The organism is Streptomyces pratensis (assembly GCF_037137275.1).
GTDB lineage: Bacteria > Actinomycetota > Actinomycetes > Streptomycetales > Streptomycetaceae > Streptomyces > Streptomyces pratensis_B.
The window spans coordinates 270,477-290,305 of sequence record NZ_JBBBEN010000098.1 but is presented as its reverse complement, the minus strand read 5'-3'; the positions used below and the strand labels follow the sequence as shown (position 1 = coordinate 290,305).

16 protein-coding genes and 1 CRISPR repeat array (1 of these 17 only partly in view) are annotated in these 19,829 nt (G+C 72.9%); of the genes, 11 read left to right on the top strand and 5 right to left on the bottom strand.

Going from position 1 to position 19,829, the window contains the following annotated elements:
• A CRISPR array of direct repeats spans nucleotides 1-3,118; the repeat unit is 29 nt; unit sequence GTCGTCCCCGCGCGTGCGGGGTTGTTCCC (it extends 692 nt beyond the left edge of the window).
• 317 nt (nucleotides 3,119-3,435) lie between these two features.
• The 4 genes from V9U70_RS25120 (at nucleotide 3,436) to V9U70_RS25105 (ending at nucleotide 6,065) form a co-directional block, all read left to right on the top strand.
• Nucleotides 3,436-3,600 (top strand): hypothetical protein, encoded by a 165-nt coding sequence (locus V9U70_RS25120; protein WP_336678773.1) that lies wholly within the window; start codon nucleotides 3,436-3,438, stop codon nucleotides 3,598-3,600.
• Between the two features lie 11 nt (nucleotides 3,601-3,611).
• Complete coding sequence (locus tag V9U70_RS25115; RefSeq protein ID WP_336678772.1) at nucleotides 3,612-3,905, top strand: Dabb family protein; 294 nt, start codon at nucleotides 3,612-3,614, stop codon at nucleotides 3,903-3,905.
• Nucleotides 3,906-4,103: 198 nt separating this feature from the next.
• Nucleotides 4,104-4,964 (top strand): RNA polymerase sigma factor SigF, encoded by an 861-nt coding sequence (locus tag V9U70_RS25110; protein ID WP_336678770.1) that lies wholly within the window; start codon nucleotides 4,104-4,106, stop codon nucleotides 4,962-4,964.
• Between the two features lie 234 nt (nucleotides 4,965-5,198).
• On the top strand, nucleotides 5,199-6,065 hold the full coding sequence (locus V9U70_RS25105) for an RNA polymerase sigma factor SigF (protein WP_336678769.1): 867 nt from the start codon (nucleotides 5,199-5,201) through the stop codon (nucleotides 6,063-6,065).
• Nucleotides 6,066-6,515: 450 nt separating this feature from the next.
• On the opposite strand, the gene V9U70_RS25100 is transcribed toward V9U70_RS25105, so the two are convergent.
• Nucleotides 6,516-6,731 (bottom strand): hypothetical protein, encoded by a 216-nt coding sequence (locus tag V9U70_RS25100; protein WP_336678767.1) that lies wholly within the window; start codon nucleotides 6,729-6,731, stop codon nucleotides 6,516-6,518.
• 442 nt (nucleotides 6,732-7,173) lie between these two features.
• Between V9U70_RS25100 and V9U70_RS25095 the strand changes: the two genes are divergently transcribed.
• From V9U70_RS25095 to V9U70_RS25075, 5 genes are all read left to right on the top strand, one after another.
• Nucleotides 7,174-7,686 (top strand): MarR family winged helix-turn-helix transcriptional regulator, encoded by a 513-nt coding sequence (locus V9U70_RS25095; RefSeq protein WP_336678765.1) that lies wholly within the window; start codon nucleotides 7,174-7,176, stop codon nucleotides 7,684-7,686.
• Between the two features lie 127 nt (nucleotides 7,687-7,813).
• Nucleotides 7,814-10,249 (top strand): MFS transporter, encoded by a 2,436-nt coding sequence (locus tag V9U70_RS25090; RefSeq protein ID WP_473828708.1) that lies wholly within the window; start codon nucleotides 7,814-7,816, stop codon nucleotides 10,247-10,249.
• A gap of 228 nt (nucleotides 10,250-10,477) precedes the next feature.
• Nucleotides 10,478-11,296 carry a YceI family protein gene (locus tag V9U70_RS25085; RefSeq protein ID WP_336678762.1) on the top strand — a complete coding sequence of 273 codons (819 nt, stop codon included), beginning with the start codon at nucleotides 10,478-10,480 and terminating at the stop codon, nucleotides 11,294-11,296.
• A 26-nt stretch (nucleotides 11,297-11,322) separates the two neighbouring features.
• On the top strand, nucleotides 11,323-11,793 hold the full coding sequence (locus tag V9U70_RS25080; RefSeq protein ID WP_336678760.1) for a PPOX class F420-dependent oxidoreductase: 471 nt from the start codon (nucleotides 11,323-11,325) through the stop codon (nucleotides 11,791-11,793).
• 80 nt (nucleotides 11,794-11,873) lie between these two features.
• A complete protein-coding gene (locus tag V9U70_RS25075) occupies nucleotides 11,874-12,842 on the top strand; it encodes a D-2-hydroxyacid dehydrogenase (protein WP_336678812.1) in 969 nt (322 codons plus the stop codon).
• On the opposite strand, the gene V9U70_RS25070 is transcribed toward V9U70_RS25075, so the two are convergent.
• Together V9U70_RS25070 and V9U70_RS25065 are read right to left on the bottom strand one after the other, a co-directional pair.
• Nucleotides 12,836-13,702: a TetR/AcrR family transcriptional regulator gene (locus tag V9U70_RS25070; RefSeq protein WP_336678758.1), complete on the bottom strand. Its 867-nt coding sequence runs from the start codon at nucleotides 13,700-13,702 to the stop codon at nucleotides 12,836-12,838. The genes V9U70_RS25075 and V9U70_RS25070 overlap by 7 nt on opposite strands.
• A gap of 101 nt (nucleotides 13,703-13,803) precedes the next feature.
• Complete coding sequence (locus tag V9U70_RS25065) at nucleotides 13,804-15,477, bottom strand: MFS transporter (protein ID WP_336678756.1); 1,674 nt, start codon at nucleotides 15,475-15,477, stop codon at nucleotides 13,804-13,806.
• A 331-nt stretch (nucleotides 15,478-15,808) separates the two neighbouring features.
• Between V9U70_RS25065 and V9U70_RS25060 the strand changes: the two genes are divergently transcribed.
• Nucleotides 15,809-16,702 (top strand): endonuclease/exonuclease/phosphatase family protein, encoded by an 894-nt coding sequence (locus V9U70_RS25060; RefSeq protein WP_336678755.1) that lies wholly within the window; start codon nucleotides 15,809-15,811, stop codon nucleotides 16,700-16,702.
• Between the two features lie 151 nt (nucleotides 16,703-16,853).
• Here V9U70_RS25060 and V9U70_RS25055 read toward each other — a convergent pair whose 3' ends face one another.
• Together V9U70_RS25055 and V9U70_RS25050 are read right to left on the bottom strand one after the other, a co-directional pair.
• A complete protein-coding gene (locus V9U70_RS25055; protein ID WP_336678754.1) occupies nucleotides 16,854-17,597 on the bottom strand; it encodes a response regulator transcription factor in 744 nt (247 codons plus the stop codon).
• A gap of 100 nt (nucleotides 17,598-17,697) precedes the next feature.
• Nucleotides 17,698-18,585: a DUF2797 domain-containing protein gene (locus tag V9U70_RS25050; RefSeq protein ID WP_336678810.1), complete on the bottom strand. Its 888-nt coding sequence runs from the start codon at nucleotides 18,583-18,585 to the stop codon at nucleotides 17,698-17,700.
• A 224-nt stretch (nucleotides 18,586-18,809) separates the two neighbouring features.
• On the opposite strand from V9U70_RS25050, the gene sigJ reads away from it, so the two are divergent.
• Complete coding sequence (gene sigJ / locus V9U70_RS25045; protein ID WP_336678752.1) at nucleotides 18,810-19,754, top strand: RNA polymerase sigma factor SigJ; 945 nt, start codon at nucleotides 18,810-18,812, stop codon at nucleotides 19,752-19,754.
• Nucleotides 19,755-19,829: the final 75 nt, after the last annotated feature.

The following is a 19,829-nucleotide window of genomic DNA, read 5'->3' as shown; positions in this document are numbered from 1 at the left end:
TTGTTCCCAGCTCGGGGTCTTCGTCCGTGCAGGCGGAGGCGTCGTCCCCGCGCGTGCGGGGTTGTTCCCTGACCGACAACCTGAAGTTGTCGGGGCCCGCGGTCGTCCCCGCGCGTGCGGGGTTGTTCCCAACCACACGGCCACCGGCAGCAGCCCGAACACGTCGTCCCCGCGCGTGCGGGGTTGTTCCCTCCTCCACGCGGCCAACCCCACCAAAGGGGTGGTCGTCCCCGCGCGTGCGGGGTTGTTCCCCCTCCGGCCGCCGCACGCCACGCCTACCGCATGTCGTCCCCGCGCGTGCGGGGTTGTTCCCGACGACCAAGACGACGAGGAGCACGGCGGGAGGTCGTCCCCGCGCGTGCGGGGTTGTTCCCGCGGGGCTCAGCCGATTTCGATCGTCAGTTGCGTCGTCCCCGCGCGTGCGGGGTTGTTTCCCGGCGCACGGACATCGACCGGCACACCGCCTAGTCGTCCCCGCGCGTGCGGGGTTGTTCCTCCGGTGACGGTGCCGCAGGGGCAGACGACACAGTCGTCCCCGCGCGTGCGGGGTTGTTCCCTGGCTCGCGCTCTGACGAACCTCCGCGCCGACGTCGTCCCCGCGCGTGCGGGGTTGTTCCCGTGATCGCGGTCCCGATCAGCTCCCGCTCATCGTCGTCCCCGCGCGTGCGGGGTTGTTCCCGAGTGGGACTCGACGCGGCGTTTCACGGACGAGTCGTCCCCGCGCGTGCGGGGTTGTTCCCTCCTCGGCAGCGTGGACCTGCCCGCAGTCGCCGTCGTCCCCGCGCGTGCGGGGTTGTTCCCCGGCCTGCCCTGGCGGTGGCCCGGCAGCTCCTGTCGTCCCCGCGCGTGCGGGGTTGTTCCCGGCTGGGCTGATGGGGATCTGAGCCCGGAGGTGTCGTCCCCGCGCGTGCGGGGTTGTTCCCGAGGACCCCACCGGCCCCGGCTGGGTCCGCCTGTCGTCCCCGCGCGTGCGGGGTTGTTCCCCCTCGTCATCGGCACGGGCGTCACCGAGACGAGTCGTCCCCGCGCGTGCGGGGTTGTTCCGGACCGGGTGAAGGTCGATCGGGAGCCGCCGAGGTCGTCCCCGCGCGTGCGGGGTTGTTCCCGCGTCCGGGAAGACCCGCGTCGACCGGGTGGTGTCGTCCCCGCGCGTGCGGGGTTGTTCCTCGAGTGATCACGCAGTATCGAACAAAGGGGGCGTCGTCCCCGCGCGTGCGGGGTTGTTCCCGAGGAGTAGACCGATGAGCGCACGAGATGAGTGTCGTCCCCGCGCGTGCGGGGTTGTTCCCGGCGGATCCTGCGCGCCCACGCGAAGTGGTGCGTCGTCCCCGCGCGTGCGGGGTTGTTCCCACGGCTGCTTGCTGTACATCGGCATCAGTCACGTCGTCCCCGCGCGTGCGGGGTTGTTCCCCTCCGGTGCCGGAGCCGCAGCCGGCGCGGCGGGTCGTCCCCGCGCGTGCGGGGTTGTTCCCCGGCCCCGCACCCCACCGTGGTGGTGAGGGCGGTCGTCCCCGCGCGTGCGGGGTTGTTCCCTTGGCGCCGGGTGAGGTGGCGGTCGCGGTGCGGTCGTCCCCGCGCGTGCGGGGTTGTTCCCGCCACCGCGCCGATGAAGCCGCCGAGGTCGGCGTCGTCCCCGCGCGTGCGGGGTTGTTCCCCGGGTGTCGGGCCCGGAGTGCCGGATGCGCTCGTCGTCCCCGCGCGTGCGGGGTTGTTCCCTGCCCCTCGCGGAGGTCGCGGCCGGCTTCAAGGTCGTCGCCGCGCGTGCGGGGTTGTTCCCGTTCTAACTCCGCCTGAAGAACAAACGAGGGGGTCGTCCCCGCGCGTGCGGGGTTGTTCCCGGACCCGCCATCCGGTCTTGCGGCCTGGCGGAGTCGTCCCCGCGCGTGCGGGGTTGTTCCCGCGGTGGCGTCCCGCCTGTACGCGGCGACGAAGTCGGCCCCGCGCGTGCGGGGTTGTTCCCTCGCTGCTCTCGCCGTTCCGGTCGTACCGCTCGTCGTCCCCGCGCGTGCGGGGTTGTTCCCATCAACGGCACCACGGTGGAGCAGCTGAAATCGTCGTCCCCGCGCGTGCGGGGTTGTTCCCTTGGACCAGGCCGCGCAGTACGTCGACAGGGCGTCGTCCCCGCGCGTGCGGGGTTGTTCCCACCCCGTCCGTCGTCGGCGGGGAGTCGACGGTGTCGTCCCCGCGCGTGCGGGGTTGTTCCCTGGGTGCGGAGGACCGCAAGCGCATGACCCCCGTCGTCCCCGCGCGTGCGGGGTTGTTCCCCGTATGAGCGGGCCCGGCTCCACGCGGTCAACGTCGTCCCCGCGCGTGCGGGGTTGTTCCCGACGGAGGCCCGGAACCGCTGACGACGGTCCGGTCGTCCCCGCGCGTGCGGGGTTGTTCCTTCGCGGGAGATCACCTACGGAAAGAACGGCTGGTCGTCCCCGCGCGTGCGGGGCTGTTCCCGCGGTCGCCCGCGACATGTGGGGCGCCACGGTGTCGTCCCCGCGCGTGCGGGGTTGTTCCCGATCACGCGCCTCCACTGTCAACGGGCCCACGGTCGTCCCCGCGCGTGCGGGGTTGTTCCCGCGCCGGCCGGGGTCTCGAAGGTCATGTCGTGGTCGTCCCCGCGCGTGCGGGGTTGTTCCCGTGAGCGGCATCGGTGTGCAGATCGCCGTCGGGTCGTCCCCGCGCGTGCGGGGTTGTTCCCTCGCCGCCCTCGGGCCGGTTGGCCACGAAGTCGTCGTCCCCGCGCGTGCGGGGTTGTTCCCCACTCCCCCACGAACCGGGCCCCCCTCCAGATGTCGTCCCCGCGCGTGCGGGGTTGTTCCCGAGGAGCAGGCCGCCGCCGTGGGCGAGCTGTTGTCGTCCCCGCGCGTGCGGGGTCGTTCCCACCCCCGTGTCGTCCGGCTCGATGGTCTCCTCGTCGTCCCCGCGCGTGCGGGGTTATTCCGGGCACCCCGGCAGGGATCTGCACTGGGGCCTGTCGTCCCCGCGCGTGCGGGGCTGTTCCCGCCAGTGGCTCCGGCCCCCTTCGCGTGGACTGGTCGTCCCCGCGCGTGCGGGGTTGTTCCCTGCATGCGGGCCGCGCCGCTCAACTGCCACGCGTCGTCCACGCGCGTGCGGGGTTGTTCCAAGCGGCATCGGGGGGACAAGCCGCTTCCCCCGGTGAGAACAGGACCTGCTGGTCCGGTCCGCCGCGGTCAGGGGGGAATCGGCGGCGGTGACCCCACAGAGAGGCCCTGTTCCGGCCTCTCGGGTCCTGTCTGGTCCCGTCGGGCTCGGTATCCATCGTGCCGGGCCACAGGAGCCGTGAGGCCGGGCGCAAGACCTCGATGGCGGGGTCGTAGGTCCTTAAAGGACGCGTCAGTGGACTGAAACGGCCACCGGATACGGCCATCCGTGCGGATACAATCACCCGATCACACAAGGGGTCGAGGGGGAGGCAGGATCGTGGCCAAGGCAAAGACGATCATCACCTACGTCGTGGTGGTCTTCGTGCTGTACACGATCATCATGTCTCCGCAGCGGGCCGCTGAGCTGGTCCAGGTAGGGTTCGAAGGCATTTCCAGCGCCGCACGGAGCGTCGGCGACTTCATGTCAGAACTGGTGAGGTAGGAGAACCCCGGATGATCCGCCACCTGGTCCTTTTCAAGCTGAACGAGGGCGTCGAGCGGGACGACCCGAGAGTCGTGGCCGGCGACCGGGCCTTCCGGGAGCTGGAGGGGCAGATCCCGGAGCTGGAGTTCTGGGAGTGCGCCTGGAACATCACCGACCGGCCGATCGCGTACGACTACGCGATCAACTCCGCGGTCGCCGACGAGGGCGCCCTCAAGCGTTACATCGAGCACCCGGCGCACCAGGCCGCCGCCGGACAGTGGCGTGAATTCGCCACTTGGGTGATCGCGGACTACCCCTTCTGATCCTTCACGGTCACCGGTCGCCCCCGGTTCCGTCGACCCCTCGCCGTTCAGGCGGGGGGTTTCGTCGTGTTCTTCGCTGCTCTTGCGACTCAACACGGCATTTTGCGGTGCTTGCACACGGTGGACATGTCTTGTGATGCTATGACCGCTTTTGACGGATGAGTTGACCGTAGTTGACCGCAAAGGGGTGGCGTCACCGTGCCGGCCAGTACAGCGCCTCAAGTGCCTCCCCAGAACGTCCAGACCGAGGACATCCAGACCGAGACCCCGGACCCCTCCGCCACACCCGCCCGGGCCCGCGGCGCGGACACCCGGGCGCTCACCCAGGTGCTCTTCGGCCGACTGAAGGGCCTGGAGCCGGGCACCCCGGAACACGGCCGCGTCCGGGCCGCCCTCATCGAGGCGAACCTTCCCCTCGTGCGGTACGCCGCGGCACGGTTCCGCAGCCGCAACGAGCCGATGGAGGACGTCGTCCAGGTCGGCACGATCGGGCTGATCAACGCGATCGACCGATTCGACCCGGACCGCGGCGTGCAGTTCCCCACGTTCGCGATGCCCACCGTCGTCGGCGAGATCAAGCGGTACTTCCGCGACAACGTGCGCACCGTCCACGTCCCCCGCCGGCTCCACGAGCTCTGGGTCCAGGTCACCGGCGCCACCGAGGACCTGACGACCGCGCACGGCCGCTCCCCCACCACCGCCGAGATCGCCGAACGGCTGAGGATCTCGGAGGACGAGGTGCTGGCGTGCATCGAGGCCGGGCGCTCGTACCACGCGACCTCACTGGAAGCCGCACAGGAGGGCGACGGGCTGCCGGGGCTGCTCGACCGGCTCGGCTACGAGGACCCCGCGCTGGCGGGCGTGGAACACCGCGACCTCGTCCGGCACCTCCTCGTCCAGCTCCCCGAGCGCGAGCAGCGCATCCTCCTTCTGCGCTACTACAGCAACCTGACCCAGTCCCAGATCAGTGCGGAGCTGGGCGTCTCCCAGATGCATGTGTCAAGGCTTCTGGCCCGAAGTTTCGCTCGACTGAGATCCGCAAACAGGATCGAGGCGTAGCCGGAACGGGTAGACCACGCGGAGAGCGATTCTGACGGTGTAAAAGCCCTACACCCCCTGTTTCCAGGGCGGATTCGCCACAGACTTGTCGACATGTCACTACAGCGTGTTGCCGACATGTGACATTCTGCTCGAAGCGCGTTTGCCGCAGCCCCGCCTCCGGTATTCAGGTGGAGGCTGCGTTCCTCCGATGGTCGTGGCCGCCGCGACCGTCCGCGACCTCAAGGGGGTGGCATGTCCGCAGAACAGGGCAGCTCGAAGGTGCTCACGCTCACGAAGAGCGTGCCGGCACCCGCCGTGCTCACCAGCTCGCCGGAAGCCATCGACACCCGTACTCTGTCCCGCTCCCTGTTCCTGCGGCTCGCCGCACTCGGTCCCGCTTCGGGCCCCGAGGGCACGGACAGCCCGGAGCGGACCTATGTGCGCGACACGCTCATCGAGCTCAACCTGCCGCTGGTGCGGTACGCCGCGGCGCGGTTCCGCAGCCGCAACGAGCCGATGGAGGACATCGTCCAGGTCGGCACGATCGGCCTGATCAAGGCCATCGACCGGTTCGACTGCGAACGGGGCGTCGAGTTCCCGACGTTCGCGATGCCCACGGTCGTCGGCGAGATCAAGCGCTTCTTCCGCGACACCTCCTGGTCCGTGCGGGTCCCCCGGCGCCTCCAGGAGCTGCGGCTCGCGCTGACCAAGACCAGCGACGAGCTGGCCCAGAAGCTCGACCGCTCGCCGACCGTCCCGGAGCTGGCCCGCGCGCTCGGGGTCTCCGAGGAGGACGTGGTCGACGGTCTCGCCGTCGGCAACGCGTACACCGCCTCCTCGCTCGACTCCCCCTCGCCCGAGGACGACGGTGGCGAGGGGTCGCTGGCCGACCGCCTCGGTTACGAGGACGCCGCGCTGGAGGGGGTCGAGTACCGCGAGTCGCTGAAGCCGCTCCTGGCCAAACTGGCCCCGCGCGAACGCCAGATCATCATGCTGCGGTTCTTCGCCAACATGACCCAGTCACAGATCGGCGAGGAGGTCGGCATCTCCCAGATGCACGTCTCCCGGCTCCTGACCCGCACCCTGGCCCAGCTCAGAGAAGGACTCATCTCCGACTGAGCCGACGCTCGCCGCCCACCGGCGTCACGGGACTCCGGCTCCGGCACTCCGGCTGCTGCCCCCTCCGGGAGCCCGGCGGCCGGATCTCTCGGGCCGCTGCCGGGCAGAGCGGCCCGCAGGCCGGGACAGGAGCCATCCAGTGGACGGGCCGTCAGCCGCAGGAACACCGGGCCGCGTTGGCAGCCGCGAGAGGACGGACCGCGTCGTCCGCCGTGAGACCCGGACAGCGGTCGGAGCGCCGTCCTGAGCGCCGCCTTGGCGGGCGCACGCCGCGCGGACGGCACGTCGGCCGCCGACGCGGCGCGAGCGGGGCCATAGCCGGTCTGCGGGGCGCCCGGACGGGCGGCCCCGGCGGCACACGAGAACCGCGCGGGGCCGAGCCGCGGCCGGCGGTCGCCGTGCCGCCGCCCGTCCCCGCGCGGTCGGGTCCTGCGGTCGTGCCTCTTCGGGTCAGCCCAGGGCGAGCCAGGCCACCGCGCCGAGGACGACGACGACCGCGACCACGGCCGCGATCACTCCGACTTTCGGACCGGACGAGGTCGCCGCGGGCTGCTGCCGACGCTGCGGCTCGCCCTCGTCGACGAAGGCGCGGAACATCTGCGTGCTGCCCGCCGGGTCCGGGGTGCCCTCGGGGCCCGGCTGAGGGGCGTGGGGGTTGTGTGCCATGGAGCAGGACCCTAGCGAACTCGGACCTGCGGCCCAACCCCCGGGGCCCGCACCGCGGGACGCCGGACCCCGGGGAGCACCGGAGCCCGCACCGCGGGGCGCCGGGGCCCGCGCCGGAGCCCGTCGCTTCGGGGGTACGCGAGGCGCCCCCGGCCCCCGGACCGGAGGGCAGCGCGCACCCCGACACCCCCGGATCGCCCCCGGACCGGAGGGCAGCGCGCACCCCGACACACCCCGGACCGCCGCCGTCGCCCGCCCGGAGCCCGCCTCTGCGCCCCTGCGCCCCTGCACCCCGGGGCCTTGACCCCCGCCCTACGGAGGCTTTGGCGTTCCTTTACTTCTGCAAGCCTCTTTTCGTTTGCCTGTAGCAACCAACGGCTTCTATGGTTGCCCTAAGCAACAACATCGGCGTCATCGTCCGCGTCAGCCCGTTGGGGGTCCCGTGGCCGCACGGAGTCAGTACGAAGAGCTGGCCCGGCAGCTCAGCGCTGTGGGGGCCGTCAAGCGAGGGCTCTCCCGCGCACTGCCCCCCGACTGTCCCGGCGGCTCCGCCGCCGTGCTGACGCTCCTGGAGCGGTACGGCGAGATGCGGATCAGCCGGCTCGCCGAGCTGCTGGCCGTGGACATGTCGGTAACCAGCCGCCATGTGGCCCATGTTGCCGAGCACGGCTGGATCGAACGTTCCCCGGACCCGGCGGACAGACGGTCCCGCATCCTCCGGCTGACACCCGGCGGCCGCGCCCAGCTCCAGGAGCTGAGCCGGCGGACCACCGAGATGTTCGCCCACAACCTCGCGGACTGGTCCGACGAGGACGTCGGGCAGCTCAACGCGCTGCTCTCCCGGCTCCGCGACAGCTTCGCCTGCCGCGGGGCCGGCGGCTGTGCCCCCGGAAGCCACACCGGTGAGTGCCGGACCCGGTCCGGCGACGCCGCGCACACCCGTACACCTGTGTAACAGAAGCAAACACGCACGGATAAGGAACTCAATGGCTACGACCACACCCCCCGGTGTGCGGGGCGGCCACGCCAAGCACGGAGGCCAGGGGGGCCACGCCGCCCCCGAGGCCGCCGCCGGCACGCCGATGACGCACCGGCAGATCATGGAAGCACTGACCGGGCTGCTGCTCGGCATGTTCGTCGCGATCCTGTCGTCGACGGTCGTCTCCAACGCCCTGCCGGAGATCATCTCCGACCTGGGCGGGGGGCAGAGCGCCTACACCTGGGTCGTGACGGCCTCGCTGCTCGCCATGACCGCCACCACCCCGCTCTGGGGCAAGCTGTCGGACCTCTTCAGCAAGAAGCTGCTGGTCCAGATAGCCCTGCTCATCTACGTCCTGGGCTCGGTCGTCGCCGGGCTGTCCACCAGCAGCGGCATGCTCATCGCCTGCCGGGTGGTCCAGGGCGTCGGCGTCGGCGGTCTCGCCGCCCTCGCCCAGATCGTGATGGCCGCGATGATCGCCCCGCGCGAGCGCGGCCGCTACAGCGGTTACCTGGGAGCGGTCTTCGCCGTCGCCACCGTCGGCGGCCCGCTGCTCGGCGGCGTCATCACCGACACCAGCTGGATGGGCTGGCGCTGGTGCTTCTACGTGGGTGTGCCGTTCGCGGTGATCGCCCTGATCGTGCTCCAGAAGACCCTGAAGCTTCCGGTCGTCAAGCGCGAGGTCAAGGTCGACTGGTCCGGCGCCTTCTTCATCAGCGCCGCCGTGTCCCTGCTCCTGGTCTGGGTGACCTTCGCGGGCGACAAGTACGACTGGCTGTCGTGGCAGACGTACGTCATGGTCGCGGGTTCGGTCCTGCTCGGCCTGGCCTTCGTCCTCATCGAGTCGCGCGCCAGCGAGCCGATCATCCCGCTGCGCCTCTTCCGCAACCGCACCATCACGCTGGCCTCGGTCGCCTCGCTGTTCGTCGGCATCGCCATGTTCGCGGGCACCGTCTTCTTCAGCCAGTACTTCCAGCTCGCACGCGGCAAGTCGCCGACGATGTCCGGCGTCATGACCATCCCGATGATCACGGGCCTGTTCCTCTCCTCGACGATCTCCGGCCAGGTCATCACCAAGACCGGCCGGTGGAAGGCGTGGCTGGTCAGCGGCGGTTTCCTGGTCACGGCGGGGCTGGGCATGCTCGGCACGATCCGGTACGACACGGAGTACTGGCACGTCGCCGTCTACATGTTCGTCATGGGCCTCGGCATCGGCATGATGATGCAGAACCTGGTCCTCGCCACACAGAACCAGGTCGCGCCGGAGGACCTCGGCTCCGCCAGCTCCGTCGTCACCTTCTTCCGGTCCCTCGGCGGCGCGATCGGCGTCTCGGCGCTCGGCGCGGTGCTCGGCAACCGGGTCACGCACTACGTCAAGGAGGGCATCGCCGACCTCGGCCCCGAGGGCGCGGCCTTCGGACAGGGCGCGGCCGGCGGGGGCATCCCCGACCTGGACACGCTGCCCGAGCCGCTCCGCACGATCATGGAGAACGCGTACGGGCACGGCGTCGGCGACGTCTTCCTCTACGCCGCTCCCTGCGCGCTGGTCGCCTTCGTCGTGACCCTCTTCATCAAGGAGGTCGCGCTCAAGACCAGTGCCGGGAACGACCTCCCGCAGCCCGACAGCGCCCCCCTGGAGACGAAGGCGCCGGCCGCCGCCGGGCTCGTCTCCGAGGGCGCGGCCGGGGTCACCTCGGTCGACACCGTGCAGGACGCCCCGCACGACACCGTGCTGGACGCCCCCGGCGCCCCCGGCGTCTCGGAGCCGTCACCGGGCACACCGGTCCACGGCGTGGTGCGCGGCGCGGAGAACGCTCCGGTGGGGCGTGCGGCCGTCACGCTGATCTCGCTGGGCGGCCGTCAGCTCGGGCGTTCCGTCGCCCGGGCCGACGGCGGCTACACCCTCGACGCGCCCGGGCCCGGCAGCTATGTCCTGATCGCCTCCGCCGACGGCTTCCAGCCGCAGGCCTCCACGGTGGTCGTCGGGGAGGAGCCGCTGGCCTTCGACGTCCTGCTCTCCGGTACCAGCGGGCTCGCTGGAACCGTGCGGGCCGACGGGTCCGGTGCACCGGTCGAGGGCGCGATGGTCATCGTGACCGACGTACGGGGCGATGTGCTGGCCAGCGGCTCGACCGGCCCCACCGGTGAGTTCGGGTTCGGCGAGCTGACCCCGGGATCGGTCACCGTCGCGGTCAACGCGTCCGGCTACCGCCCGCTGGCGCTGCCGGTGGAGATCGGCGGCCAGGGCGTCAGCCGCGTCGAGGCCGTGCTGCGGTCCGGCGCGACGGTCCGGGGCGTCGTACGGGCCGGGGCCGCCCGGAACCCGCTGACCGACGCCCGGGTCACGCTGATCGACGCGGCGGGCAACGTGGTCGCCACCGCGACGACCGGCGAGGACGGCGCGTACGCCTTCGCCGACCTGGACGCGGGCGAGTACTCGGTCATCGCGACCGGCTACCCCCCGGTGGCCGGCGCCGTGACCGTGACCGGGCCGGGCCTCGACGGCCACGACATCGAACTCGCCCACCCGGGGGAGTGACCGGCCCGCCCCCACGGGCGCACACGAGCGCCTGCGGGGGCACGCGTGAACACATGAGTCACCACGTGTTCACGTGAAGGGATCGCGAAGACCCCTGGTCGGACGGCACTTCTGGCGGAGAGTCTGTCCCGGCCGGGAGGAACGGGCCCCGCCCCGGGGCCCGCCGCACAGGGGCCCGGGGCGCCGTCGAACCGCCCGCGGGACAACGAGCCAGGAGAGAGGTACGGGATGGGAATTCGCGCACAGGTACGGACGAGGGACGGCTGGGCGGTCCAGCACGCCGTCGTGACGGTCACCGACATGACCGGCGCCCAGGTGCTGCGCACCGCGGCCGACGAGGACGGGGCCGTCCGCACGGACGGTTCGCTGCCGGCCGGCGCGTACACGGTGATCGTCACAGCGGTCGGGTACGCGCCCGCGGCGTCCACCGCCCTCGTCACCGCGAGCGGCCGGATCGAGGGGGGCCAGATCGTGCTGACCCGGCAGGGCGGGGTGGAGTTGCCCCCGCCCGGAGCGTGGTCGCTGGACCCGGCGCACTCCTCGGTCGCCGCGGTCGCCCAGCACCTGGGGATCTCCAGCGTGCGCGGCCGGTTCACCGACTTCGGCGGCCGGATCGAGATCGCCGGGGACATCGCCCGCTCACGGGTCGACGCGGTGATCGGCGCGGCGAGCATCGACACCGGCAACACCATGCGGGACAAGCATCTGCGCTCGCCCGACTTCCTGGACACGGACCGGTACCCGGAGATCGTCTACCGCTCCACCGGCCTCTCCCCGACCGGCCCCGACCGCTGGACCGTCCACGGCGACCTGACCATGCGCGGCGTGTCCCGCCCGGTCGACCTGGACCTCAGCTACCTCGGCACCGGGCCCGACCCGTGGGGCGGGGTCCGCGCGGCCTTCCACGCCACCGCCGAGCTGCGCCGCGACCACTTCGCGATGAACTACAACCAGGTCGTCCAGGCCGGCATCTCGGCGATCGGCACGACTCTGCGCGTGGAGCTGGACGTCCAGGCGGTGCGGGGCGAGGCGCTGCCGGAACAGTGAACGGCCCCGGTCGTAGGGTGGTGGGCATGGCACCCCACATCGCGACCAACACCCGCGTGGCCCTCGACGAGTTGCTGGCGTTCGTCCGCCCCCGGCACCGGGCGGTCCTGCTCACCGCCCGGTCCGACGGCCGCCCCCAGGGCTCCCCCCTGACCTGCGGCGTGGACGACGCGGGGCGGATCGTCATGTCGACGTATCCGGAGCGCGCCAAGACCCGTAACGTCCGGCGCGACGAGCGGGTCAGCGTGATCGTCCTGTCGGACGACTGGAACGGGCCGTGGGTGCAGATCGACGGTTCGGCCGAGGTGATCGACGCCCCCGACTCGGTGGAACCGCTCGTCGAGTACTTCCGGAACATCTCGGGGGAGCACCCGGACTGGGACGAGTACCGGGCGGCGATGCTGAAGCAGGGAAAGTCGATCATCCGTGTCACGCCGGAGCGCTGGGGGCCCGTCTCGACCGGCGGCTTCCCGGCCCGCCTCGCCCCGGGGAACTGACCGTGGAGTACAGGAGCACCGGCCCCGCGGCCCCCCTCAGCCAGGTGCCGGGCCCCCCGAGCGCCGGTTCCGGAGCACCGCTGCCCGCCCCGGCGGGTCTGCCCGGCCGCGCCGCCCTCGCGCGGGCGCGGTTGCTGACCGCCCCCGAGCTGGACGGCGGGCTGGTGCGGGAGCTGGAGCGGATCACCGGCCGCCGCGCGGAGCCCCTGTACGACGCCCCGCGGAGCGGCCCGAAGGACGCCCCCCTCCTCTGTGTGGGGTCAGCGCTGCCCGAAGCGCTGCGCACGGAGCGTCTGCTGTGGTTCCACAGCGTCAACGCCGGGACGGATGCCTTGCTCTGCGCCACCCCCTGGCCGGCGGGGGCGCTGCTGACCCGGACCGTGGGCAGGATGGGCGAGCGGATCGCCCAGTACGTCCTGGCCTGGGTGCTCGCCGAATGCCAGTCCGTACCGGAGTTCGCCGCCCTGCACGCCCGGGCTCAGTGGCGGCGTCTCCCCTCGGAGCTGGCCGCCGGGCAGACCGCGCTGGTCTATGGCGCCGGCCGCATCGGCACGGCCGTCGGCGGACTGCTGCGCGGCTGCGGCCTGCGCACCGTGGGCGTCGCCCGCACCGCACGGTCCGGGCCCGCGCCGGGTTTCGACCGGGTGGTCGGAGCCGACGAGGACGCCGCCGCGCTGGGCGCCGCCCGGTGGGTGGTCTCGACGCTCCCCTCGACCGCCGCGACCGAGGGCTTCTTCGGGGCCGGCCGGTTCGGCGCGATGCGGGGCGCGACGTTCGTCAACGTGGGCCGGGGGGCGACCGTGGACCTGGGGGCGCTGGAGGCCGCGCTGCGGGGCGGCGGGGTGCGGGGCGCGGTGCTCGACGTCCTGCCGGAGGAACCGGCCGCACCCGACGACCCGGTCTGGCGACTGCCCCGTACGGTGATCACCTCGCACTCCGCGGGGATCACCGCCGACGAGGACGTCGTCGCGGACTTCACCGCGTGCTGGGAGGCGCTGGCGGCGGGCCGCCGCCCCGAGCTGGCGGTGGACCTGGGCCGCGGCTACTGACGGGCCGTCCGGTCTCCCCGGCGCGCGCCGCCGCCCCCGGCCGAGCCGCTGGCGTCGCCGTTGTCCCGCGCGGGTGCGCCCCCGCGCCCCGTGTCGGGGCGCGGCCGGTCGCGCATCGCCTCGATGCCCGCGATCAGCAGGTCGAGCGCGAAGACGAAGTCCCGCTCGCGCATCTCCTCGACGGTGTCCCCGCCCCGGGCCGCCATCAGGTCCTCGGAGGAATCGACGATCTTCCTCAGGTGCGGCAGCGACCGGATCGCGCCCATCGCCTGCTGGTGGTACGCGTCCTGGGAGAGCCCGGTGGCGGCGCACCGCGCCGTGAAGTGGCCCTCGATGGTGCCGAACCCGTAGACGAACTGGAAGACCGCCGCCAGCGCTCCCGTCTGCCGTTCCAGCGGGAGGCCGGTGGCCCGGACGATGTCCTGGACCGCGTACGAGAACAGCATCGAGTTCGGGCCGATGTTGAGGAAGGTGCCCGCCAGCGGGGAGATCCAGATGTGGCGGACGAGCAGTTCGCGGTAGCTGCGGGCGGCCTCCCGCAGCCGGTCGGGCCACTCCTGGTCCTCGCTCGGCGGGGTGATCTCGGCGTACACCGAGTCGAGGGCCAGCTCCAGGAGGTCGTCCTTGGTGTCGACGTACCAGTAGAGGGACATCGCGGTGACGTCCAGCTCGGCCGCGAGCCGGCGCATCGAGAACTTGGCGAGGCCTTCGGCGTCCAGCAGCCGCACGGTCGCCCCGGTGATCCGGTCGCGGTCCAGGCCGGCCGGCGACTCGGATCTGCGGGAGCGCGAAGGCGCCCGCTGGTCCAGCCACACACTGGTCCGCGCGGCGCTCTTCCCACGGTCGGACGCGGACACCATGGCGTACTCTCCTCGTCTTGCGCGGGCCGCCCCGCCGGGGCGGCCCTGCTGGAAGGACGGCGTACCGGACGCTGACGATCCGGTACGCGCCCCGTCCGATGCTATGCCGCAGGTCCGGAAGAGCCTGCCCGCTCCCCCGTCGTCTCCACCTGGCCGGCCGCCTTTCCGTCAGGGGCGCTCTCCACGCCGTCGGCGGCCGCCGCGTCGCGGGCGGACGCCGCCTCGTCGGCCCGCTCCGCACCGGGGGGCGTGCCCGCGGCGGCGGGCCGCCCCGCCCCGCCCTCCGCCTCGACCCGTTCGGCCCGGCGCAGCAGCAGTGCGGCGAGCAGCCCGCCCGCGAGCACCGCGACCGCGCCGACCAGCTGGCTGGTCTCCAGTCCGGAGGCGAAAGCGTCCTTGATGCGCCCGCGTTCGCCCGGGCCCTCGGCGGCGGCCAGGGCCGCGGGCAGCGACGCGGCTCCGACGGCGGCCGGGACGAGGGCGGCGAAACGGGAGTTGAGCACCGCGCCGAGCACCGCGACCCCGAGACCGGTGCCGAACTCCGCGAGCGTGCCGTTGACCCCCGCGCCCACCCCGGCCTTCTCCGGCGGGATGGCGCTCATGATGGCGTTGGCCATCGCGGGCATCGCGAGGGCGATCCCCGCGCCCATCACTACCAGGCCCAGGAACATCCCGCCGTACCCGTCCCGGCCGAGCACCGCGATGGCGGCCAGTCCGGCCGCCAGGCAGCTCATGCCCGCGGCGATGGTGGCGGGCGTCCCCATCCTCGGCACGAGGCGGGCCCCCAGCCCGGTGAGGTTGAGGGCGACCACGGTGAGCGCCAGCGGAGCCGTACGCAGCCCCGCCTCCAACGGCCCGTACCCGAGCACGAACTGAAGGTGCTGGGTGAGCAGGAAGAGCGAGCCGCCCATCCCGAAGGCGACCAGGATCGCGCCCGCCACCGCGCCGATGAACTTCTGGTTCCGGAAGAAGTGCATGTCGAGCATCGGGTGCGGGATGCGCAGCTCCCACAGGACGAAGCCGACGAGCACGGCGACCCCGGCGAACGCCGTCAGCAGCACCCGGCCGGACGCCCAGCCGTGCTCGGGCCCGGAGATGATCGCGAACACGACGGCCGTCATCCCGATGGTGGACAGCACGGCGCCGAGCAGGTCGGGCCGCTCACCGCGCGGGTTCTTGAACTCCGGCACGAGCCGGACGACGGCGACCAGGCCGACGAGGACGACCGGGATGTTGATGAGGAAGATCGCTCCCCACCAGAAGTGGTCGAGCACCACCCCGCCGACGAGGGGGCCCGCGGCGAAGCCGAGGGAGTTGACGGTCGACCAGAGGCCGATCGCCCTGACCCGTTCGGTGTCGTCGAAGATCTGGACGACGACGGCGAGCGTGGTGGTGATCAGCAGGGCGCCGCCGACGCCCATGCCGGCGCGGGCCGCGATGAGCTGACCGGAGGACTGCGCTAGCCCGGCCGTCAGCGAGCCGATGCCGAAGAGGGCGAGGCCCACGACCAGCATCTTCTTGCGCCCGTAGCGGTCGGCGGAGCTGCCCGCGGTGAGCAGCAGGCCGGACTGGACGAGCGAGTAGGCGTTGATCATCCACTGCACGTCGGCGGTGGAGGCGTCCAGCTCCGTGGTGAGGGAGGGGATGGCGACGTTGAGGACGGTGTTGTCGAGCAGCACGGTGAGCTGGGCGAGGCAGATGACGCCGAGGATCAGCCAGCGCTGCGGGTGCGCCTGGGGGGCGGGGTCATGCCGCTGGGCGGCGGGCGACGTCATGCGGGCTCCTTGAGCTCCGGTGCGGTTCCCGGTGTGCGGGGTGTGCTCGGCGTTCGGTTCTCGGCGCTCCGGCCGTCGAGCTCGGGTGTTCTACGGCGTACAGGAGGCGAGTGCTTGTACACCGTAGAACAAGCACTCTACGGTGTACAAGCCCCTTTCGCGGAGCGCCGGGTCCGGCACCACGCCCCGCCGGCGCCCCTCGTCGCCCCTGCCGCGACGGTGGGCCGGGCGGCGCGGGAACGGTACGGTTCTCGACGCAGATCCGGTCCGGCAGGGTGACGCCCGATCCGGCCCGGCCTGGCCCTGTGCGCTTCCTGCCGGTTGGAGAGCCATGTCACCGACACGCCGTATGCGCCGCTCCCCGCACCTCGCCGCCACCGCGGCCCTGTTGGGCGTGCTCTGTGCTCCGCCCGCTGCCGCCTCCACCGCCGACACACCCGAACGGCCCGGCGGCGGAGTGCCGCTGCGCGTCGCCACGTACAACATCCACGCCGGAGCCGGCGCGGACGGCGTCTTCGACCTGGACCGCCTGACGGGCGAACTGCGGTCCATGGAGGCCGATGTGATCGGCCTTCAGGAAGTGGACCGGCACTGGGGTGCCCGCAGCGAACGGCGGGACCTCGCGAAGGAACTGGCGCGCCGACTGCGCATGCACGTCTTCTTCGCCCCCATCTACAGTCTCGACCCGCCCGAACCAGGCCTTCCACGACCGGAGTTCGGCGTCGCGGTGCTGTCCCGGCACCCCGTCGTGAGCGCCGAGAACCACGAGATCACCCGGCTCTCCACCCAGGACCCGAACCCGGCGCCGGCCCTGGCCCCCGGGTTCGGCGAGGCCGTCGTACGGGTGAGGGGGCTGCCGGTGCACGTGTATGTGACCCACCTCGACTACCGCCCGGACCCCGCCGTACGCGTCGCCCAGGTCGCCGACACCCGACGCGTCATGGCCGAGGACCGGGGCCCGAAGATCCTGCTCGGCGACTTCAACGCGGAGCCCGACGCCCCCGAACTAACCCCGCTGTGGCAGGAGTTGACGGACGCCGACCCGGGTGCGCCGACATTCCCCGCGCAGGCCCCCCTCAAGCGAATCGACTTCGTGGCGGTGTCGAAGGCCCGCGACCGGCCCCGCACAGGCGTCTTCGTCCGGGCCGCGTGGGTCCCGCCGAGCGTCGCGTCGGACCACCGCGCGGTCGTAGCGGACCTGCTGCTGCCGGGGCGGGGCAGGTGACGCGCGGCATACGGGGCGGGCCAGGCCGGGCCGAACGGGCCGGGAAGGGAGCACCTGCCCCGGCCCAGCGCGCCGCGAGCGCGGCGCCCACGGAGGGCCGGGGGCGACGGCGTCACGCGACCGGCTGGGCCGGGTCGTAGAACGTGGCCGCCTATTCCCCGGGCTTGAGCAGATACCCCGCCCCGCGCCGCGTGTGGATCATCGGCGTCCGTCCCGCGTCGATCTTCTTCCGGAGGTAGGAGATGTAGAGCTCCACGACGTTGGCCTGCCCGCCGAAGTCGTAGTTCCAGACCCGGTCCAGGATCTGCGCCTTGCTGAGCACCCGGCGCGGGTTGCGCATCAGGAACCGCAGGAGCTCGAACTCGGTCGCCGTCACGTGGATCGCGTCCCCGCCCCGGCTCACCTCGTGGCTGTCCTCGTCGAGGACCAGGTCCCCGACCACGAGCGTCGACTCGCTCCGCCCGGCGGCGACGGCCGCGCCCGAACGGCGGATCAGGCCGCGCAGCCGGGCCACGACCTCCTCCAGGCTGAACGGCTTGGTCACGTAGTCGTCGCCGCCCGCCGTGAGCCCGGCGATCCGGTCCTCCACGGCGTCCCGGGCGGTCAGGAAGAGCACCGGCACATCGGCGTACTCCCGGCGCAGCCGGCCCAGCACGGACAGCCCGTCCGTGTCCGGAAGCACCACGTCCATGACCACCGCGTCCGGGCGGAAGTCGCGGGCGGCGCGTACGGCCCCGTCCCCGTCCCCGGCGCTGCGCACCTCCCACCCCTCGTACCGCAGCGCCATCGAGAGCAGCTCGGTGAGCGGAGCCTCGTCGTCCACGACCAGGACCCGGACGCGGCTGCGGTCCGGCCTGAGCAGTTCGGTGCGCCCCAGGGGCGAGGTCGTCGTCATGGCCCCACTCTGTGAGCCACCCGTGAGAGGAGCCTGACCCGTCCCTGTGAATTCTCTGAGAAAACGCCGACCGGGCGGCGGCGGAGCCCACGGGGCCCGGTCAGAAGAGCCCGCCCTGCACGCCGCCCCCGCCGATGTCGAGCAGGGGCACGCGCACCCCGGCCCCCTCGCCGGCGGTCACCGCCACCAGCTCCCACCCGGTGATCAGCCGCGTGTCGAGGACGACGACGCCACCGCCGTCCACCGCGAGGTGAAGGTCGGGTCCGGCGGCCGCCACGAGCCGCCCGGCCACGACCCCGCCGCCGACCAGCTCCCGCACCGACCGGTCGGGCGCGGGAGAACGGTCCAGCCCGAACACCCCTACCTGATCGACCACGTGGAGAGGGAGCCGCTCCAACGACTCGGGCCACCCGCGCCCCGCCAGCTCCGCCGCCCGCCCGTACAGCTCCGTCACCTCCGCCGCCCGCTCCTCGGGCCCCGGCAGGCGCCCCCGTACGGCCCGCTTCCCGGCGTACGGAATCCGGTCGGGCACCCCGAGGGCGGCCCGCAGCACCTCCTCGCTCCGCCGGGCCGCCATGAGAGGGCCGCGCCCGAGCCAGCTGAACGCCACGGCCCCCTGCTCCCGCAGCCGGGCGGCCCCCCGCCGCTCCCCGGTGATCCCTACCTTGACCAGACCGGGCCCGAACCAGGCGAGGTACACGCGGTACGGACGGGGGTCGTCCAGCAACGTGTCGGCGGCCACCGAGTGCGCCCGGTCCAGCCGCGCGCACTCGGCGCACCGCCCGCCGGTGCTGCGCCCGGGCACCGCGGCCCCCAGCGGACACACATTCCCCCGGGCGCCCACGCAGGACCGCTCCCCGACAGCCCGGAAGCCGAGCCAGGCCCCGTACCCGAGCACGCTCGTCCGCCGTTCGGCCCCCTTGCCCCATCCCAGCTCAGGCACCTCACCTGGCCAGCGCACCCCGGCGCACCGCCACCCACCGGCCACTTCGACCCCACTCACCTCGGCCCCCGGGCACCGGCCGCACCGTCTCCGGAGCCGCCCGCGCACCACGCCCGCCGATGCTAACGGGCGCCCGGGCCCGAGACGGATCACGACGGCGGGCCCGCCCGCGGTGCCCGGCCGGGCACCACCGGCCGGGCGCCGCCCGGCCCCTCCGCGCCCCCGCCCCGCGCCGTCGCGGTCCTCACCGCTGCCGTTAGTATCCGGGCATGGCGCTGACGCGGGCTCAGGTGGACCGGTTCGAGGCCGCCATGCCCCGGCTGGAGGCCATCGCCTACCGCCTCCTGGGCTCGGCGAGCGATGCGGAGGACGCCGTGCAGGACACGTTCCTGCGCTGGCAGGCCGCCGACGTCGACCGCATCGAGGTCCCCGAGGCCTGGCTGACCAAGGTCCTCACCAACCTGTGCCTCAACCAGCTCACCTCCGCACGTGCCCGGCGCGAGACCTACGTGGGCCAGTGGCTGCCCGAACCGCTGCTCGCAGGCGACCCGATGCTCGGACCCGCCGACACGGCCGAACAGCGGGAGTCCGTCTCGTACGCGGTCCTCGCCCTCATGGAACGGCTCTCCCCCAACGAGCGGGCGGTGTACGTGCTGCGGGAGGCCTTCGACCACCCGCACCGGAAGATCGCGGAGATCCTCGGCATCTCCGAGTCCGCCAGCCAGCAGATCCTCCACCGCGCCAAGAAGCACATCGCGGACGGCACAGCCCGCACCGAGATCGACGAGGCGGCGGCGCGGCGGATCGTGGAGGAGTTCCTCGCGGCCGCCACCAGCGGCCGGACCGAGCCGCTCGTGGAGCTGCTCACCGCGGACGCCGTCGCGATCGGCGACGGCGGCGGCAAGGTTCCGGCCCGCGCCAAGGCGTTCTCCGGGGCCCTCGCGGTCGCGAGGTTCATGCGGGGCCTGTTCAAACCCGGCAAGGCCCAGCGCGCCATCGTCGGCGGCCCCGCCGAGATCCATGTCGCCACGGCCAACGGCGGACCGGCGGTCGTCGTGGTCGTCGACGGCCGGGTCTTCGGCGTCATGTGCCTGGAGATCGACGCCGAGGGCATCGCCGCGTTCCGCAGCCAGGCCAACCCCGACAAGCTCGTCCGTGCGACACGGCAGTGGGCGGCCACCGACCACGGCGAACCCTTGTTCCGCGCCTTCTGACCCCGGCGTGACGCGCCTCACACGCTCTCCCTGTCAGGAAACGGCGGGCTGCCCGGTTCAAGGGGCGAACCCGAG

What these genes read in the sequence shown, in the direction of transcription:
- V9U70_RS25115 (WP_336678772.1), top strand. Translation starts at nt 3,612, where the DNA reads ATGATCCGCCACCTGGTCCTTTTCAAGCTGAACGAGGGCGTCGAGCGG.
- V9U70_RS25105 (WP_336678769.1), top strand. Translation starts at nt 5,199, where the DNA reads ATGTCCGCAGAACAGGGCAGCTCGAAGGTGCTCACGCTCACGAAGAGC.
- V9U70_RS25100 (WP_336678767.1), bottom strand. Translation starts at nt 6,731, where the DNA reads ATGGCACACAACCCCCACGCCCCTCAGCCGGGCCCCGAGGGCACCCCG.
- V9U70_RS25090 (WP_473828708.1), top strand. Translation starts at nt 7,814, where the DNA reads ATGACGCACCGGCAGATCATGGAAGCACTGACCGGGCTGCTGCTCGGC.
- V9U70_RS25085 (WP_336678762.1), top strand. Translation starts at nt 10,478, where the DNA reads ATGGGAATTCGCGCACAGGTACGGACGAGGGACGGCTGGGCGGTCCAG.
- V9U70_RS25080 (WP_336678760.1), top strand. Translation starts at nt 11,323, where the DNA reads ATGGCACCCCACATCGCGACCAACACCCGCGTGGCCCTCGACGAGTTG.
- V9U70_RS25070 (WP_336678758.1), bottom strand. Translation starts at nt 13,702, where the DNA reads ATGGTGTCCGCGTCCGACCGTGGGAAGAGCGCCGCGCGGACCAGTGTG.
- V9U70_RS25065 (WP_336678756.1), bottom strand. Translation starts at nt 15,477, where the DNA reads ATGACGTCGCCCGCCGCCCAGCGGCATGACCCCGCCCCCCAGGCGCAC.
- V9U70_RS25060 (WP_336678755.1), top strand. Translation starts at nt 15,809, where the DNA reads ATGTCACCGACACGCCGTATGCGCCGCTCCCCGCACCTCGCCGCCACC.
- V9U70_RS25055 (WP_336678754.1), bottom strand. Translation starts at nt 17,597, where the DNA reads ATGACGACGACCTCGCCCCTGGGGCGCACCGAACTGCTCAGGCCGGAC.
- sigJ (WP_336678752.1), top strand. Translation starts at nt 18,810, where the DNA reads ATGGCGCTGACGCGGGCTCAGGTGGACCGGTTCGAGGCCGCCATGCCC.